This is a genomic window from Ancrocorticia populi, assembly GCF_003123745.1.
GTDB lineage: Bacteria > Actinomycetota > Actinomycetes > Actinomycetales > Actinomycetaceae > Ancrocorticia > Ancrocorticia populi.
In genome coordinates this window covers 398,618-413,230 of record NZ_QETB01000001.1, presented here as the reverse complement: position 1 = coordinate 413,230, position 14,613 = coordinate 398,618, and the positions used below count along the sequence as shown (strand labels likewise).

15 protein-coding genes are annotated in these 14,613 nt (G+C 58.1%); 9 read left to right on the top strand and 6 right to left on the bottom strand.

Going from position 1 to position 14,613, the window contains the following annotated elements:
- Positions 1–47: 47 nt before the first annotated feature.
- From DD236_RS01930 to DD236_RS01920, 3 genes are all read left to right on the top strand, one after another.
- Positions 48–818 carry a PspA/IM30 family protein gene (locus DD236_RS01930; RefSeq protein WP_109092684.1) on the top strand — a complete coding sequence of 257 codons (771 nt, stop codon included), beginning with the start codon at positions 48–50 and terminating at the stop codon, positions 816–818.
- A gap of 163 nt (positions 819–981) precedes the next feature.
- On the top strand, positions 982–1,725 hold the full coding sequence (locus DD236_RS01925; RefSeq protein ID WP_109092683.1) for a response regulator transcription factor: 744 nt from the start codon (positions 982–984) through the stop codon (positions 1,723–1,725).
- Between the two features lie 4 nt (positions 1,726–1,729).
- Positions 1,730–3,337 carry a sensor histidine kinase gene (locus tag DD236_RS01920; RefSeq protein ID WP_109092682.1) on the top strand — a complete coding sequence of 536 codons (1,608 nt, stop codon included), beginning with the start codon at positions 1,730–1,732 and terminating at the stop codon, positions 3,335–3,337.
- A gap of 39 nt (positions 3,338–3,376) precedes the next feature.
- Here DD236_RS01920 and DD236_RS01915 read toward each other — a convergent pair whose 3' ends face one another.
- Positions 3,377–4,819, bottom strand: coding sequence for an HD domain-containing protein (locus DD236_RS01915; RefSeq protein WP_109092681.1), 1,443 nt, complete (start codon positions 4,817–4,819; stop codon positions 3,377–3,379).
- A 141-nt stretch (positions 4,820–4,960) separates the two neighbouring features.
- Between DD236_RS01915 and DD236_RS01910 the strand changes: the two genes are divergently transcribed.
- Together DD236_RS01910 and DD236_RS01905 are read left to right on the top strand one after the other, a co-directional pair.
- Complete coding sequence (locus DD236_RS01910; RefSeq protein WP_207785654.1) at positions 4,961–5,758, top strand: SDR family NAD(P)-dependent oxidoreductase; 798 nt, start codon at positions 4,961–4,963, stop codon at positions 5,756–5,758.
- Positions 5,759–5,763: 5 nt separating this feature from the next.
- Positions 5,764–6,510: a lysophospholipid acyltransferase family protein gene (locus DD236_RS01905; protein WP_109092680.1), complete on the top strand. Its 747-nt coding sequence runs from the start codon at positions 5,764–5,766 to the stop codon at positions 6,508–6,510.
- 174 nt (positions 6,511–6,684) lie between these two features.
- Here the strand turns inward: DD236_RS01905 and groL are convergent, their stop codons facing one another.
- The 3 genes from groL to DD236_RS01890 all read right to left on the bottom strand — a co-directional run bounded on the left by groL (position 6,685) and on the right by DD236_RS01890 (position 9,424).
- A complete protein-coding gene (gene groL, locus DD236_RS01900; RefSeq protein WP_109092679.1) occupies positions 6,685–8,313 on the bottom strand; it encodes a chaperonin GroEL in 1,629 nt (542 codons plus the stop codon).
- Between the two features lie 221 nt (positions 8,314–8,534).
- Positions 8,535–9,152 (bottom strand): LytR C-terminal domain-containing protein, encoded by a 618-nt coding sequence (locus DD236_RS01895; protein WP_109092678.1) that lies wholly within the window; start codon positions 9,150–9,152, stop codon positions 8,535–8,537.
- Between the two features lie 26 nt (positions 9,153–9,178).
- On the bottom strand, positions 9,179–9,424 hold the full coding sequence (locus tag DD236_RS01890; RefSeq protein WP_165819798.1) for a DUF3263 domain-containing protein: 246 nt from the start codon (positions 9,422–9,424) through the stop codon (positions 9,179–9,181).
- A gap of 226 nt (positions 9,425–9,650) precedes the next feature.
- Between DD236_RS01890 and DD236_RS01885 the strand changes: the two genes are divergently transcribed.
- Positions 9,651–10,322: a uracil-DNA glycosylase gene (locus tag DD236_RS01885; protein ID WP_109092676.1), complete on the top strand. Its 672-nt coding sequence runs from the start codon at positions 9,651–9,653 to the stop codon at positions 10,320–10,322.
- A gap of 23 nt (positions 10,323–10,345) precedes the next feature.
- Here DD236_RS01885 and DD236_RS12420 read toward each other — a convergent pair whose 3' ends face one another.
- A complete protein-coding gene (locus DD236_RS12420) occupies positions 10,346–10,408 on the bottom strand; it encodes a hypothetical protein (protein ID WP_423716453.1) in 63 nt (20 codons plus the stop codon).
- A gap of 72 nt (positions 10,409–10,480) precedes the next feature.
- Between DD236_RS12420 and purU the strand changes: the two genes are divergently transcribed.
- Both purU and DD236_RS01870 read left to right on the top strand, forming a co-directional pair.
- A complete protein-coding gene (purU, locus tag DD236_RS01875) occupies positions 10,481–11,335 on the top strand; it encodes a formyltetrahydrofolate deformylase (protein WP_109092674.1) in 855 nt (284 codons plus the stop codon).
- 241 nt (positions 11,336–11,576) lie between these two features.
- On the top strand, positions 11,577–12,263 hold the full coding sequence (locus tag DD236_RS01870; protein ID WP_109092673.1) for a cyclase family protein: 687 nt from the start codon (positions 11,577–11,579) through the stop codon (positions 12,261–12,263).
- Positions 12,264–12,267: 4 nt separating this feature from the next.
- Here the strand turns inward: DD236_RS01870 and DD236_RS01865 are convergent, their stop codons facing one another.
- Positions 12,268–12,984 carry a FadR/GntR family transcriptional regulator gene (locus DD236_RS01865; RefSeq protein ID WP_109092672.1) on the bottom strand — a complete coding sequence of 239 codons (717 nt, stop codon included), beginning with the start codon at positions 12,982–12,984 and terminating at the stop codon, positions 12,268–12,270.
- Positions 12,985–13,087: 103 nt separating this feature from the next.
- Here DD236_RS01865 and DD236_RS01860 point away from each other — a divergent pair, with 103 nt between their 5' ends.
- Entirely contained in the window at positions 13,088–14,536 is a 1,449-nt protein-coding gene (locus DD236_RS01860) for a four-carbon acid sugar kinase family protein (RefSeq protein WP_109092671.1), read from the top strand.
- Positions 14,537–14,613 lie beyond the last annotated feature (77 nt).

Below are 14,613 nucleotides of genomic sequence, written 5' to 3'. Positions count from 1 at the left end.
TCGCTACAGTTTCAATCAACGGTTTCAAACCCAACGAAAGGCAAGCCATGTCAGAAAAGCAAACAATTCTTGGGCGTATCAGTCAGCTCGCCAAGGCAAACGTGAATGCACTTCTTGACCGGGCAGAGGATCCGCAGAAGATGCTCGATCAGATGGTGCGCGATTACACGAACTCGATTGCTGAGGCTCAAGACGCCGTGGCCGTGACAGTGGGCAACCTGCGCCTCGCACAGGCCGATTACAACGAGGACGTGGAAACCGCAAAGCAGTGGGGCCAGAAGGCACTCGCAGCCTCCACCCGTGCGGACTCGTTGAGGACGGCTGGTAATGAGTCCGAGGCCGCCCGCTTCGATAACCTCGCTAAAGTGGCCATCACGAACCAGCTCGCCTCCGAAAAAGAAGCCAAGGATGCCGAGCCCATGATCAAGTCCCAAGAAGAGGTTGTTGAGAAGCTCAAGACCGGCTTGGAGCAGATGAAGGGCAAGCTCAACGAGCTGAAGTCCAAGCGCGATCAGCTGGTAGCCCGGGAGAAAACTGCAGATGCCCAGAATCAGGTTCAGGACGCCATCTCCTCGATCAACGTGCTTGATCCCACCTCGGAGCTGGGCCGTTACGAGGAGCGCGTACGCCGCCAAGAGGCGCTCGCCATGGGCAAAGCCGAAATCGCAACGTCATCTCTGGAGGATCAGTTCGCTGAGCTAGAGGATCACTCCAACGATTTTGAGATCGAGGCGCGGCTTGCGGCGCTCAAGGCCGATGCACAGGATCCGGGCGAGGAAAAGCCACAGATCGAGGGCGGGGACTTCACCTCCTACTGAGAGACGTTTCCCCATTTTCCCGGGTTTGCGTCAGATCCCTAGAAACGGGCTCACGGCATTTTGTCCTGTGGGCCCGTTTTTTCTGCGGGTCCATCATTGTCACAAATAACCAGATCCAAACTTCTCAAAGGAAACTCCCAGCTAACCGGCCTTAAATGGATCTATGAGTACTGCTGACCAGACACCTGAAGCGACCCTGCTCGTAGTTGATGACGAGCCCTCGATCCGCGAGCTGCTCTCTGCTTCTCTTCGTTTCGCGGGCTTCTCCGTGCTGACCGCGGCGGATGGGCACGAGGCTCTCCATCATCAATCTGGTAGTCAGATCGATCTTGTAGTTCTGGACATCATGCTGCCGGATATGGATGGCTTCGAGGTTTTGCGCCGTCTGCGCGAGCGCGATCCCGAGCTCCCGGTACTGTTCCTAACTGCCCGTGACGATATCAAGGATAAGATTCAGGGCCTCACTGTTGGCGGAGATGACTACATCACCAAGCCCTTCTCTCTGGAAGAGGTTGTTGCGCGGATCCGCGCCGTCCTGAGGCGAACTCACCCTGCTGAGGGCGAGGCGCCAATACTTCAATACGCGGATCTCCAGCTCAACGAGGATTCGTACGAGGTTCATCGAGCCGGGCGGTCCGTGGAGCTATCTCCCACAGAATTCAAGCTGCTTCGTTACCTGATGATCAATGCCGAACGCGTTGTATCCAAGATGCAGATCCTCGATCACGTGTGGGATTACAACTGGGATGGCGAGATTTCGATCGTCGAATCCTATATATCTTACCTACGCCGCAAGGTTGATTCCCCCGAGAATCTGGGAATCACCGATCCAGACGAAGCCCGTGCTCTCACTCCACTGATCCACACCAAACGCGGTATCGGATACGTTCTACGCGCGGGGAAGTAACCCCTTGCACGCCACTGACCGGCCGAAAATCACCAACACCCTGAGTTTTCGGCTACTCTTCACCTTTGTATCGCTCATAGTGGTTGCGATCATCGTGGTCAGTACGATCACGGTAACTCTGCTAGAGCGGTACCTCGTCCGGAATCTCGATGACGGCCTGCGATCATCTGGGAAGCTTGTTGCCGTCCAGATCATCGACGATATGAGGGCCACAGACGCCGGCAATGGAAGTAACCTCAACCTCTCCGATTTCTATCTCAAGGCGATGATCTACGATCAGCGTGAGGGCGACTTCGTTACGTCTACACGGATCTCTTCGCAGACCCTCGCTTACTATGGCACCCCGGTTGATGCCACGGAGCTGCTCAGCAGTGCCGGTGATTCGCCCCAAACCGTCGAGAGCACCAAGTCCGGGGAGAAGTGGCGAGTAATTGTCCTTCCAGTTACATCCACAAGTCTGACGGATCAAGCTCAGCCTGTGGGCGCCGTTCTGGTGGCACGGCCATTGGCACAGGTGAACAATACAGTGGCTTTGGTGACGCGGCTCCTCGTGTTGGTGGGGTTGTGCGTGTTGGCTGTTGGAACTGTAGTCGCTTCGTGGCTGGTGCGCAGACACCTACGATCGCTGCACGGCATCGAAAAGTCCACTCATGCGATTGCAGCTGGTGACCTTTCTCAGCGAGTGCCCGAGGAGAATCCGGGGTCCGAAGTTGGCATGCTGGCCAGCTCCATCAACGTGATGTTGTCACAAATCGAGTTTGCATTCGCCGATAAGGAACGCTCTGAACGCCACATGCGGCAGTTCGTTTCGGACGCCTCCCACGAACTCCGCACTCCTCTTGCCACCGTGCGCGGATACGCCGAACTGTATCGGCTGGGGGGCGTGCCCGATGATCAGATAACGCCCACCATGGAGCGCATCGAATCGGAATCTAAGCGCATGAGCCGTCTAGTGGAGGATTTGCTCCAACTCGCAAGACTGGACGAAGGCCGCCCACTCGATCCTTCTCTCGTCAACATCACCCATTCATGTGCAAACGCCATCTCCGATATGCACGCCAGAGATTCTTCCCGCCATCCTCGACTGATCGGTTTGGACGGGGAAAGCGTGCCCGAGGTCAATATCATCGGGGACAAGGACAAGATCACTCAGGTGATCACAAACATTCTCGGTAACGTGTTGACGCATACACCGCCCGGTACTCCCACAGAGCTAGCGGTTGGTCGGATCTCTCCCACACACGCGGTTATCGAAGTACGTGACCACGGGCCCGGAGTCTCGCCAGAGGATGCTGATCATCTCTTTGAGCGCTTCTACCGAACCGATTCCTCCAGGTCGCGTGAATCCGGGGGATCCGGGCTTGGCATGGCCATCGTTTCCTCCATCATGGCTGCCCACGAGGGCACCGCAGAGGTTCTCCCAACACCCGGTGGTGGACTCACGGTCCGGCTCACCTTCCCCATCGGCTTCGTCGAGGAAAGCGCCGAGACACCCGATTCAGAAGACTCCGAAGCACAAGAAGAAAAGGGCAACGAGAAGGAAAAGGGGGCACGAAGCCGAGGAATGCGCGGGCGATCGAAACCCAAGAATGGTGGGAAGCGTGGCGAATAACGCCTAGCTCCCTATCCTCAGGATTTTTCAGGTGCGTTGCTAAACGTCGGGTTCCCGCTCAATTCCGTGCGTTGGGCTATATCCCAGATTCTCAGCATCCTCATCGGCGCTGGCGCCCTCCTTCACCCGCTCCCACACGGAGACCCTGTGAGGCGCAGACGAATCCGGCGAGTTCGCTGAAGCAGCAGTAGTCGCGGATTTGGCAGTTTCCGCCGAAGCTGGGCTGTTCGGTGGCTCGGCCTCAATTCTGCTCATTCGCATCGTATCCGCGGCCTGATGGCGTTGTTCGATACGTTGGCGCATCTCCTCCGCGATCTGATCGCGCCGAGCCTTCCGTGCGGCCTCGGGAGTGCTAGGAGCCACCGGCCTAGAGCCAGGTTCCACACTCTCCGCGCATGATTCGAGACTTGAGAGAGTATCGGACGATTCAGCCGATGGTGCGGGCCCCGCCGGTAATGGTTCCTCGCGGTGCGGAGCTTCCGGTGCCGGCTCTTCTTCCTCGGATGCCATAAGGATCGAATCGAATGTGCCGGTGGGCACTGGATCATCGGCCTCGGGTGTTGGGACTTCTTCCAGCGTGCTGGCTTGGCTCAGATCCTCCTGATCTTCGTCACCAACAGTCACCGAACTATCTGTCCCTGAGCTCGATACTCCTGAAGTTTCGGGCACCGAGGTTTCGGGCGCTGCGGCTCCGGGGCTTTCCAGATCTTCTTCCGAAGGCGTCGGATTCTCTCGGGTTACGGCCTCCGATGGATTGACAGCCGAGAGCTCGGCTTGCTCCAGAGAGTTGTTTAGGCGTTCTAGTTCCGCCGCGAGATTCTCCCGCGCCGGCTCATCCCATTGGCGGGCGAGCGGGGTTAGAAAGAGCTGCTTACGCGACAAGAGGCGCGAGACAATCTGGCGCCGCGCCAGAAGAAAGTCGCGGCGAGGTATATGTGCATACTCTTCCGCAACCCGAGCCACATAGTTCTTATAGCGCTGTGGCTCCACTGCGAGAGTTCCTAGATGAGCATCGCGCAGCGTTTGTTCATCCAGATCAAAAGCATGAGTATTTTCCAGAGTTTGCGTACTGCTACTGACTTGAGGTCCCAGCGCCCGAATCAGCGTTCCGATCCGTTCGGTTTTCTCCGGGGCCACCCCGAGACTGGCTAGTTCGGCCTCCGCGACCTTCGCGGACTCGGCCTCGTTCTCGCCCCCGTTGTGCGTGTAGGCGTCCTCTTCAGCGGTGGAGAAACATGCACCGTGGTACCATGCGGCCAGTCTCACCAGATCGGGCTCGCGCGCCTCCGGCAACAGTGTTTCTAACCGTGTGAGAACGTAAATGAGGTGGGTCACGCCGTGATAGGAACGATCAGATGTAGTCCACCGCCCGATGAGCGAACGGCATACAGAGGCAATCTCTTCTTTAGATTCCGCCGATCCAGCCGCCTGCACAGAGCGGACAAACGCCTGCACGAGCCACTGAGGCACCTCCGTTGACATGTGACCTCCTCACATCAGTCAAGAAACCATCGAAATTTCAGACCACGCGATTCTAGCCCCATCGTAGATTCTTGCAACAAGCCAGTACCACACCTCACCCAAAAGACGCATAAACTTCCCTTCGTGAACTACCGTAGTAACGTGCGACTAACTGGAAATTCAGCTTCACCTCTGCGAGGAAGGGCCCTAGTCACTGGTGGAACCTCAGGAATAGGTCTCGCTTTCGCCCGAGAACTAGCCAAGCGCGGCTGCGAACTTGTTCTACTGGGCCGGTCACTATCGCGGCTCGAGGAACAAGCCCGTAGCTTTGAGGAGCAAGGTATCACCTGCGAGATCCTCCAAGCCGATCTCCAGACCGATGAGGGCATTGAGAAGGCGTGCGATCGCCTCAATAGCGAGGACTCACCGATCGAGATCCTCGTGAACAACGCCGGATTTGGACTACACCACAAGTTGGCCACCCTCGATCATGAGCCACTGACTCAGGCAATCGATGTCATGGCCACAGCTACCGTTCGCGTCGGAGGCGCCGCGGGATATGCCATGGCTAAGCGCGGCCATGGCGTGATCATCAACACGGCATCCGTGTCAGGCCTAGTTCCGATGGGACTGTATTCGGGGATAAAAGCGCTGGTTCGCCAATGGTCGCGCTCTCTCGCCATCGAGCTGAAGCCACACGGTGTGCAGGTCATGACATTTATGCCTGGGTGGGTACGCACCGAACTGCACGAACGTTCCGGGATTAGCACGTCAAACCTACCAAACGCCATCTGGCTCAGCGCCGAGCGAGTGGCACGAGACTGCCTGCACGACGTTGAACGCGGCAAGACATATTCGGTACCCTCGAAGCGGTTCAAAGTCATCGCGGCCTTAGCCGAGCACGCTCCGCGTCCGGCAGTGGAAGCCGTGACTTCGCATATCAACAAGGGTCGTGATTAAGTTACATGCCAGAGAACTTGGAGCCTCTCGAGCCTTACCTAAACGGCGGCCGTCAACGCCGCCGCCACTGGGTACGGCACCTCGTCACGCGCCCAGTGATATCCACTGTTGTGAGGCCCACCGTTCTTGGGGAAGAAAACGTTCGGGATCTCGAAGGCGCTTTCATCATTACTCCAAACCATTCCTCCCACCTCGATGCCCCGATGGTCTTTTCTCTGCTGCCCGAGACGCTCACCGAGCGGCTGGCAACGGGCGCGGCCGCCGATTACTTTTACCGGCGGCGATTCATCTCCGGTCTCACATCACTCTTTTTCAACAGTTACCCCATCGAGCGCAAAGGCAAAAACACGCAGGGCGGCAGAGCCGCTGGGATGACTGGGCGGCTCTTGCGGGCCGGCGTTCCCATCCTCGTTTTTCCCGAAGGCACCCGTTCGCGGGATGGGCAAATGGGCACGCCCAAAGCAGGGGCCGCGGCCCTCGCCATCCAGAACAGCATTCCTCTTGTACCCGTCGCCATGGCTGGCGGACACGAAGCCATGCCCGTTGGCGCGCCGTTCCCGAAGGTGGGCAACGAAGTCTTCCTGTTTATCGGCAAACCCATGTACGGCATGCCGGATGAGACGCCCGACGAGCTCATGGCACGGACCTTCGTTGCCATTCAGGCGATGCTCGATCAAGGCACTCCTCACCCAGAAATAGATGGACGTTCGCCCTTCGATCCGCCGTCAGACTGCGGAGATACTGCTGCGTAGGTCGCTGGCGGATTTAACGTCGTCGTCCCAAAACCTACCCAACTAATCTCAACCCACAGGCTTGGCGCAAACTCGGGAGCGGGCGCCTGAAGCGGAACACCACCGAACAAAAGAGGGCCCCGAAGCCGAAACTGCGGAGCCCTCCAAGCAGCTACTGCTGCGAAATGGTGTGGTTTAGTACATGCCGCCCATGTCGCCCATACCTGCGTCGCCACCAGCCGGAGCCGGGGGCTCAGGCTTATCGGCAACAACGGCTTCGGTGGTCAGGAACAGACCAGCGATCGAGGCCGCGTTCTGAAGAGCAGAACGGGTCACCTTGACCGGATCGGTGATGCCTGCAGCAACCAGATCAACGTACTCACCGGATGCGGCGTTCAGGCCGAAGCCCTTATCAAGGCCACGGACCTTCTCCACGATGACGCCGCCTTCGAGGCCAGCGTTCACAGCAATCTGCTTGAGCGGTGCAACGATTGCGGAACGGACGATCTGTGCGCCAGTTTCCTCGTCACCTTCCAGGTTGAGGCCCTCGAAGGCCTCCTCGGCAGCCTGAATAAGGGCTACGCCGCCACCGGCAACGATTCCCTCTTCAACGGCGGCCTTGGCGTTACGCACTGCATCCTCGATACGGTGCTTGCGCTCCTTGAGCTCAACTTCGGTTGCGGCGCCAGCCTTGATCACAGCAACGCCACCGGCCAGCTTGGCCAAGCGCTCCTGCAGCTTCTCCGTGTCGTACTCAGACGTGGAGTTCTCGATCTGACCCTTGATCTGGGCAACGCGGCCCTCGATCTGGTCGGCGGTGCCGGCACCCTCAACAATGGTGGTCTCATCCTTGGTGAGCACAACCTTGCGTGCCTTACCAAGGAGGTCAATATCAGCGTTCTCCAGCTTGAGGCCAACGGTCTCGGAGATAACCTGACCGCCCGTGAGGATAGCCATGTCCTGCAGCATCTCCTTGCGGCGATCGCCGAAGCCTGGGGCCTTAACGGCGGCAGACTTGAAGGTGCCACGGATCTTGTTCACCACGAGGGTGGCAAGCGCTTCGCCCTCAACATCTTCGGAGATGATGAGCAGCGGCTTGTTGGTCTGCATAACCTTCTCAAGGAGAGGCAGCAGTTCCTTCACGTTGGAGATCTTCGAATCAACGAGGAGGATGTAGGCATCCTCGAGGACTGCTTCCTGACGCTCGGCGTCAGTCACAAAGTACGGGGAAAGGAAGCCCTTATCGAAGGACATGCCCTCGGTAAGCTCCAGCTCAAGGCCGAAGGTGTTGGACTCTTCAACCGTGATGACGCCTTCCTTGCCGGCCTTGGTCATCGCCTGGGCAATGACTTCGCCGATTTCAGGATCGCCAGCAGAAATGGAGGCGGTGGCAGCGATCTGCTCTTCGGTCTCAATTTCCTTCGCATCAGCCAGCAGACGCGCGGTGATTGCGTTAACCGCGGACTCGATGCCCTTCTTCAGAGCGATCGGGTTGGATCCGGCGGCCACGTTGCGCAGGCCCTCATGCACGAATGCCTGAGCCAGAACGGTAGCGGTTGTGGTTCCGTCTCCGGCCACATCGTCCGTCTTCTTTGCAACTTCCTTGACCAGTTCGGCGCCGATGCGCTCGTAGGGATCCTCAAGATCGATCTCTTTGGCGATGGACACACCATCGTTCGTGATCGTGGGGGCGCCCCACTTCTTGTCAAGAACAACGTTGCGGCCGCGTGGGCCGAGCGTCACCTTCACCGTATCGGCGAGAAGGTTCAGCCCGTTCTCCATGTTGCGACGAGCTTCCTCGTTGAACGCAATGGTCTTTACCATAGCTTCTAGTTCCTCCCATTGGGACGGTTAGATCTGCCAGCCGGTGCCCGCGACGGACGGAACCTCGCGAGCCGGTCACGTCCCGGCACGCTCAGCCCCTCACCAACTGTGAGACTTTGTCACTCTCACTGCGAGAGTGCTAACTAGATTTTGGCACTCTCAGCCCTCGAGTGCAAGATGAGCCAAAACTATGAGCGACCGATCATACTGTCGGCGAACAGTTACCCGAGATCACCGGCCAGCACAACGATGACCGTGCCAGTCCCCTCAGTCCCTTCGCCTTCAATCACATGTTCCTCATCGGCGGGAATTCCCAGAGCTTCAGCAACCGCGAGCGCGGTGCCCTCAAAGGATTCGTCCGGATAGAACACCTGAGAGACTGCGGGGCTGGTGTTCGGATAGTTGTTTGCTTCAACTGCGGTGAAACCGGCTTCCGCGAGTGTCTGCTGCATAGCGGCGGCATGCCCGGCAACCATGGAGGCGTTCCTTATCTGAACAGGAGTTGCCAGATCGGCCTCAGGGGCCGGTTCTTCGGTTTCAGTGGGTTCAGCTGCCGGTTCGGTCGTTTCTTCATCACCCTCGGGTGCCGTAGTTGACTCTTCCGCAGGTGTGGCAGTTGCCTCCGCCGTGACTGAAGTGGTCGGTTCGTCTCCCGTGCTGTCGGACCTATGTCCAGCCCACTGGACGATGCCCCAGCCCAGCAGCGGCGCGCACACAACGATAGCTATGAGCGCGATCCACCACTTGCGGTTCGATTCTTGACGGCGATGCGCCCCGCGCACCTTACGATCTGATGCAAGACGATCGAATTCATCAACTGGAAATTCTTTGTCAGCCACGGCGTAAGCCTATCTTGTCCCGCCCATCAGCGCCTACCGTACCGTTCGGATTCACGCACGGACCGCATCGCCTTGAGCCGCCGAACCAGTTCAGGGTTCTCTAGCTCGGCGATCGGCTTGGCGATCGCGCTATTTAGCACAACGTAGTAGTGGGAAACCGTCATACCCATTTCCGCAATCGCGGCGTTCTTGCGCCGCCCGCGTTCCATCCACGTCCGCTCGAACTCCAGAACGCGCGCCTCTTCGTCCGTTAATTCCTCGCCCCTATTCACTGTCCTTACCCTACCCGCCGCCTCCACCATGCCCATCTACGTCCACCACATCCCGGCATCTCGTCCCTCGCCAGAGCTCATGCTTGGTAATTCGGCGTACACACTGACGCGCCACAAAGCGTTGCTTCGTATATAGGGCACCAAGCATCTGTGGCACGGCGGCCTGTACATGACCACGCGCGGCCACGCCCAAGACAAAGCTCCCAAGGTAGCTAGACTTACCGTCATGGAGCCTCTGGATCAGATCATCGATAAACAATGGGCCGCGGCCCTAGCGCCGGTGGAACCAAGAATCCACGAGATGGGCGCATTCTTACGGGACGAACTGGAGGCACGGCGCGGTTACCTTCCCGCCGGACGGAACGTATTACGGGCATTCACCTACCCGATGGACCAAGTCAAAGTACTCATCGTGGGGCAAGATCCCTATCCAACCCCCGGGCATCCGGTGGGCCTCAGCTTCTCCGCCGAACCAAACGTGCGCCCGTTTCCACGATCACTCGTCAACATCTTCAAGGAGATGCATGACGATCTGGGCACGCCCATGCCGTCCACTCCCGATCTCTCGCCATGGTGTGATCGTGGCGTCATGCTGCTCAACAGGGTGCTCACAGTCCAGCCCGGCAAGGCCGCATCTCACCGCGGCAAGGGCTGGGAGCAAGTAACAGATCACGCGATCCGGGCACTTGCCGGAAGTGATCAGCCTCTTGTAGCGATCCTTTGGGGACGCCCCGCCCAGGAGTTGCGCCCACTTCTAGGTGATACTCCCGTGGTCATGTCCCCTCACCCTTCGCCGCTGTCCGCGAGCCGAGGATTCTTTGGCTCGCACCCATTCTCGCGCGCTAACCAGCTCCTCATCGAGCAGGGGGCCGAGCCGATCGATTGGCAGCTGCCCTAGCGAGTGAGCCACCCGCGAATTTGCTATTCAACTTGCGCAAGTTCTGCCGCTGCCGTGATTCGGACAACCTCTGGATCAACTGACATATAGCCGTGGACGATCCGATTTCTCATTCCCCTCGTGGGCGCCTCGCGGCGACCCCGCCTCACATTGCTATCATGCTCACCATGTCTGATGAGTTGATTTTGAAGTTGAGCTGCCCCGACCGTTCCGGGATTGTGCGCGCCGTCAGTGGCGCAATCACCGAGCTGGGCGGCAACATCGTTGAATCCCAGCAGTTTGGCGATACCTCATCGGGCAACTTCCACATGCGCGTGGAGACGGAGCACATTGCCGATCCCGAGGGTTTTCGCCATCGGATGCAGACGTTGGGCGGCGCCCTCGAAATGAATTGGGAGATCAACCGCAAGGATCGCAAGATTCGCACGGTGATCATGGCGTCCAAGGAGGCTCACTGCCTCTCGGATCTGCTCTATCACACGAAGGAAGGGAAGATCCCGATCGAGGTATCGGCAGTGGTGTCGAATCACGAGATCCTCCGGCCCCTCGCTGATTTCTACGGCATTCCCTTCATCTACATCCCCGTTACCAAGGAGACGAAGCCCGAGGCGGAGGCTGCTCTCCTTGAGGTGATCAAGGATGCCGATGCCGAACTGGTTGTCTTGGCCCGCTACATGCAGGTCCTTTCTGACCGCGTATGTGAGGCAATGGCCGGCCGCATCATCAACATCCACCACTCGTTCCTCCCGTCCTTCAAGGGAGCCCGCCCCTACGCACAGGCCCACGCCCGCGGCGTCAAGCTGATCGGCGCCACCGCCCACTACGTCACGCCGGACCTAGACGAAGGGCCGATCATCGAGCAGGACGTGGTGCGCGTGAAGCACTCCGATTCCGTCGAAGAGCTCATGTCCCAGGGCGAAGATGTGGAACGCCGTGTACTTACCCGCGCCGTCCGCTGGCACGCCGAACACCGAGTTCTCCTCAACGGCAGCTCCACGGTGGTGTTTGACTAGCTTCCGGTTTTTGCTAAGAGGCTAGTCGGATTCGTCGTCGTTAAGAAAATAACGACGACGAAACCTCCCGCAATCAAAACTCACCCAACCACGTACTCTCTGGGTCCATGCGCGACCGAGCCGGTCATCAAAGCAGCTCTTGAAGTCCTCTGACCTCTTAGGTATATTCGAGACGTAGGTCACTGGCGCTTTTTGGTTAAAGCAGAATTCGCGCCGCCAGTATTTACTCGAAGGAGAGAATATGTTCATTCATCTTGCGCATCCGGTTGACCCTGATGGGTTTGCGTGGCCCGGTGAGCCAATTGCTGACGTCCAGGCAGATAGCGTGATCGGCACGAGCGGCAAGCCATTCAACTCGTATGTCACAACGCCCCCGAACCATTTCGCAACCCACATGGATGGCCCGCATCACTTCAACACCGTGGGCGATTCATTCAATGATCTCCCTGTGGAGCGGTTTGGATTCGAGGGTCCGGACGTCTTGGTAGCCGACATTCCCCAGTGCTGTACGCGTGCCGCACTAGTCAAGAAGGAAGATCTAGAACCTTTTGCCGATCAACTGAAGGGCAAGCGCTTCTTGCTTCTTCGCACCGGCTTTGAGAAGTATCGCGACAGCGACCCGACCTTCTACCAGATGGAAGGTCCGAGCCTACATCCTGATCTATGCCAATGGTTGAACGAGGAGTTCCCTGAGCTCGACTGCGTCGCGATGGACTGGCTTTCCGTAGCCTCCCCCACGAATGACTACGGCGAGGAGGCTCATCACTGGCTCCTCGGCAACTACACGGATCACATCATCACAGCCATCGAGGACATGCCCATGGCGGAGTTGGGTGACAAGACGATCAAGGTCATCACGCTTGGGCCGCTGCGCGTCAAGGGCGTCGATTCGTCTCAGGTTTGCGCGATGGCATGGGTAGAGGACTAGGCGCTCAGCTTTCAGGCTGGTCCGGCTGGTCTGTCAAGAATGCGTCAATATCACTGCGAGTTTGCGTCATGTGGTCACGCATCGCATCCTTGGCACCGTTCTGGTCCCCCACTTTAATGGCTTCAAAAATAGCCCAGTGGTGGGAGCGGGCACGGTTTCGAATCGATGGATTTGCACTGGTGTGGCGACGGGAAGATTCAAGCGCCTCCTGAAGAGGCTGCATGATGGGAGGCAGGAAGGGATTGCCTGAAGCACGAAGAATTGCATTGTGGAATGCCACATCGGCGTTGGCAACCTTCTCAATGTCCTTGTTTCCCGCCGCCGCATCGAACGCCTCGAGTGCTCGCACCATAGCGGCTAGGTCATCCTCGGTTCGGTTCTCAGCTGCTAAGCCGCAACTCCCCACTTCGATCATCCTGCGGACTTCGATCAGCAGCATGCCGACGCGATGCGGAGACGCCGTGGCGGTCAAAAACCGAGCGACCATGGCCAAATCTGACCACTGGGAGATTGGGTTGATGAACGTCCCACGGCCATGGACAACGTTTAGGACGCCGCGTGCCGAGAGGTCTCGAACGGCTTCACGCATAGTAGAACGGGAAACATCGAGGAACTGCATTAATTCAATCTCGGGCGGAAGTGGCGAATCCGGTGCGAAAGCTCCTGAGGCAATAGCATCGAGAATCTGATCGATTGCCTGTGATACTCGCGTATCGGTCATCTGCTCCCCTATCAATTTGACCCGCATCAGCAAAAACCGGATCGATTAACCTCCGGACGGGTTTTACGAGCGTGACGGGAGGCCTACACAAGGAATGATAGTTATGAGTCAAACATTAGTAGAAATTGAACAAGGAATTGCCGCGGGCGCTCCAATCAGCGCGGAAGATGTGCGGGCCGCTCAGGCTCGCCGCTCCCAGCAGGACATACTGGTGGTGTTGGATGATGATCCGACGGGCACTCAGTCCGTTGCCGATCTGCCAATTCTCACCTCCTGGGAAGTGGATGACTTTCTCTGGGCTCTCCAAGACAACCCTGCGGCCATCTACGTTCTAACCAACTCTCGATCACTGGCCCCAGATAACGCCGCCAAGATCAATCGCGAAGTCATTGCCGCCGCCAACAGCGCCAGCGAGACGGCGGGGGTGAAGCCGCGCTTCGTCTCACGTTCAGATTCCACACTGCGCGGCCATTTCCCGTTGGAAACTGACACGATTGTCGAGGAGCTATCGCAGCTGGATGTCCAGGTCAACGGCGTGGTGTTGGTGCCCGCGTTCAGTCAGGCCGGGCGAATCACCGTCAATGGGGTCCACTACGCCGGGTCAGATGAAGAGGGATATGTGCCCGTTGCCCAGACGGAGTTCTCGCAGGACGCCACCTTTGGCTACCACAACTCGTTCCTTCCTTCGTGGGTCGAAGAAAAGACGGGTGGAAAGGTGACCGCAGAATCCGTACTGGTCATTGATCTACAGGCCTTGCGGACGGACCGCTCGGGCGTCGTATCTGAACTTCTCGCCTCAAGCGATCGCCGCGCCATCGTCTGCGACTGCACGTGCGAAAACGATCTACGCCACCTCGCCCTAGCCTTAATAGAAGCGGAAGAACAAGGCGCTCGCTTCATCTATCGAGTTGGCCCGCCTTTTGTTCGGGCAATGATCGGGCAAGAGGTCCGTGAGCCGCTCACGCCGCAGGAGATCCCCACGCCTACTCCAAGTCAGGAAGTCGCGCATGGTGGCCTCGTTGTGGTGGGCTCCCACGTCTCACTTACCACCAAGCAGGTCACCAAGCTCAAGGAAGATGTCTCAGCGCAGTCCGTAGAGATTGACGTTGAGAAAGCGATCTCCCGTGATCTACGCAATGAGTATCTGGATTCTATTGTGACTTCGGTGGTCAACGGCCTTCGCAACGGCACAACTATTCTGGCAACGTCGCGGACCCTCGTTCGCGGAATTGACGAGACCGATTCACTGCGAATCGCCCGCGACGTCTCATCGTTCGTGACCGACGTAGTACAACGCGTCACAGCAATCGTTCGGCCGATCTTCGTCATTGCCAAAGGCGGCATCACCTCATCGGACGTTGCCACGAAAGGCCTCGCCATCTCCCGCGCCACCGTTATCGGACCGATGCTTCCGGGCATCGTCTCCCTGTGGAGGCCCGAAGAGGGGCCTGCCGCTGGCATTCCCTTCATCGTCTTCGCAGGCAATGTTGGTAACGAAGACTCCATGGTTCAGGTAGTGCAGAAACTCATTGCAGCAGCACATGATTCCTGATCGCGCTTCGTACAGCGGACACTACTCATGACCGACACTTCGTTTACCCCGCGCTTCACGTAAGCGAACCGCCTGTT

Coding starts and splice junctions, on each gene's coding strand:
- DD236_RS01930 (WP_109092684.1), top strand. CDS start 48: ATGTCAGAAAAGCAAACAATTCTTGGGCGTATCAGTCAGCTCGCCAAG.
- DD236_RS01925 (WP_109092683.1), top strand. CDS start 982: ATGAGTACTGCTGACCAGACACCTGAAGCGACCCTGCTCGTAGTTGAT.
- DD236_RS01915 (WP_109092681.1), bottom strand. CDS start 4,819: ATGTCAACGGAGGTGCCTCAGTGGCTCGTGCAGGCGTTTGTCCGCTCT.
- DD236_RS01905 (WP_109092680.1), top strand. CDS start 5,764: ATGCCAGAGAACTTGGAGCCTCTCGAGCCTTACCTAAACGGCGGCCGT.
- groL (WP_109092679.1), bottom strand. CDS start 8,313: ATGGTAAAGACCATTGCGTTCAACGAGGAAGCTCGTCGCAACATGGAG.
- DD236_RS01885 (WP_109092676.1), top strand. CDS start 9,651: ATGGAGCCTCTGGATCAGATCATCGATAAACAATGGGCCGCGGCCCTA.
- purU (WP_109092674.1), top strand. CDS start 10,481: ATGCTCACCATGTCTGATGAGTTGATTTTGAAGTTGAGCTGCCCCGAC.
- DD236_RS01870 (WP_109092673.1), top strand. CDS start 11,577: ATGTTCATTCATCTTGCGCATCCGGTTGACCCTGATGGGTTTGCGTGG.
- DD236_RS01865 (WP_109092672.1), bottom strand. CDS start 12,984: ATGACCGATACGCGAGTATCACAGGCAATCGATCAGATTCTCGATGCT.
- DD236_RS01860 (WP_109092671.1), top strand. CDS start 13,088: ATGAGTCAAACATTAGTAGAAATTGAACAAGGAATTGCCGCGGGCGCT.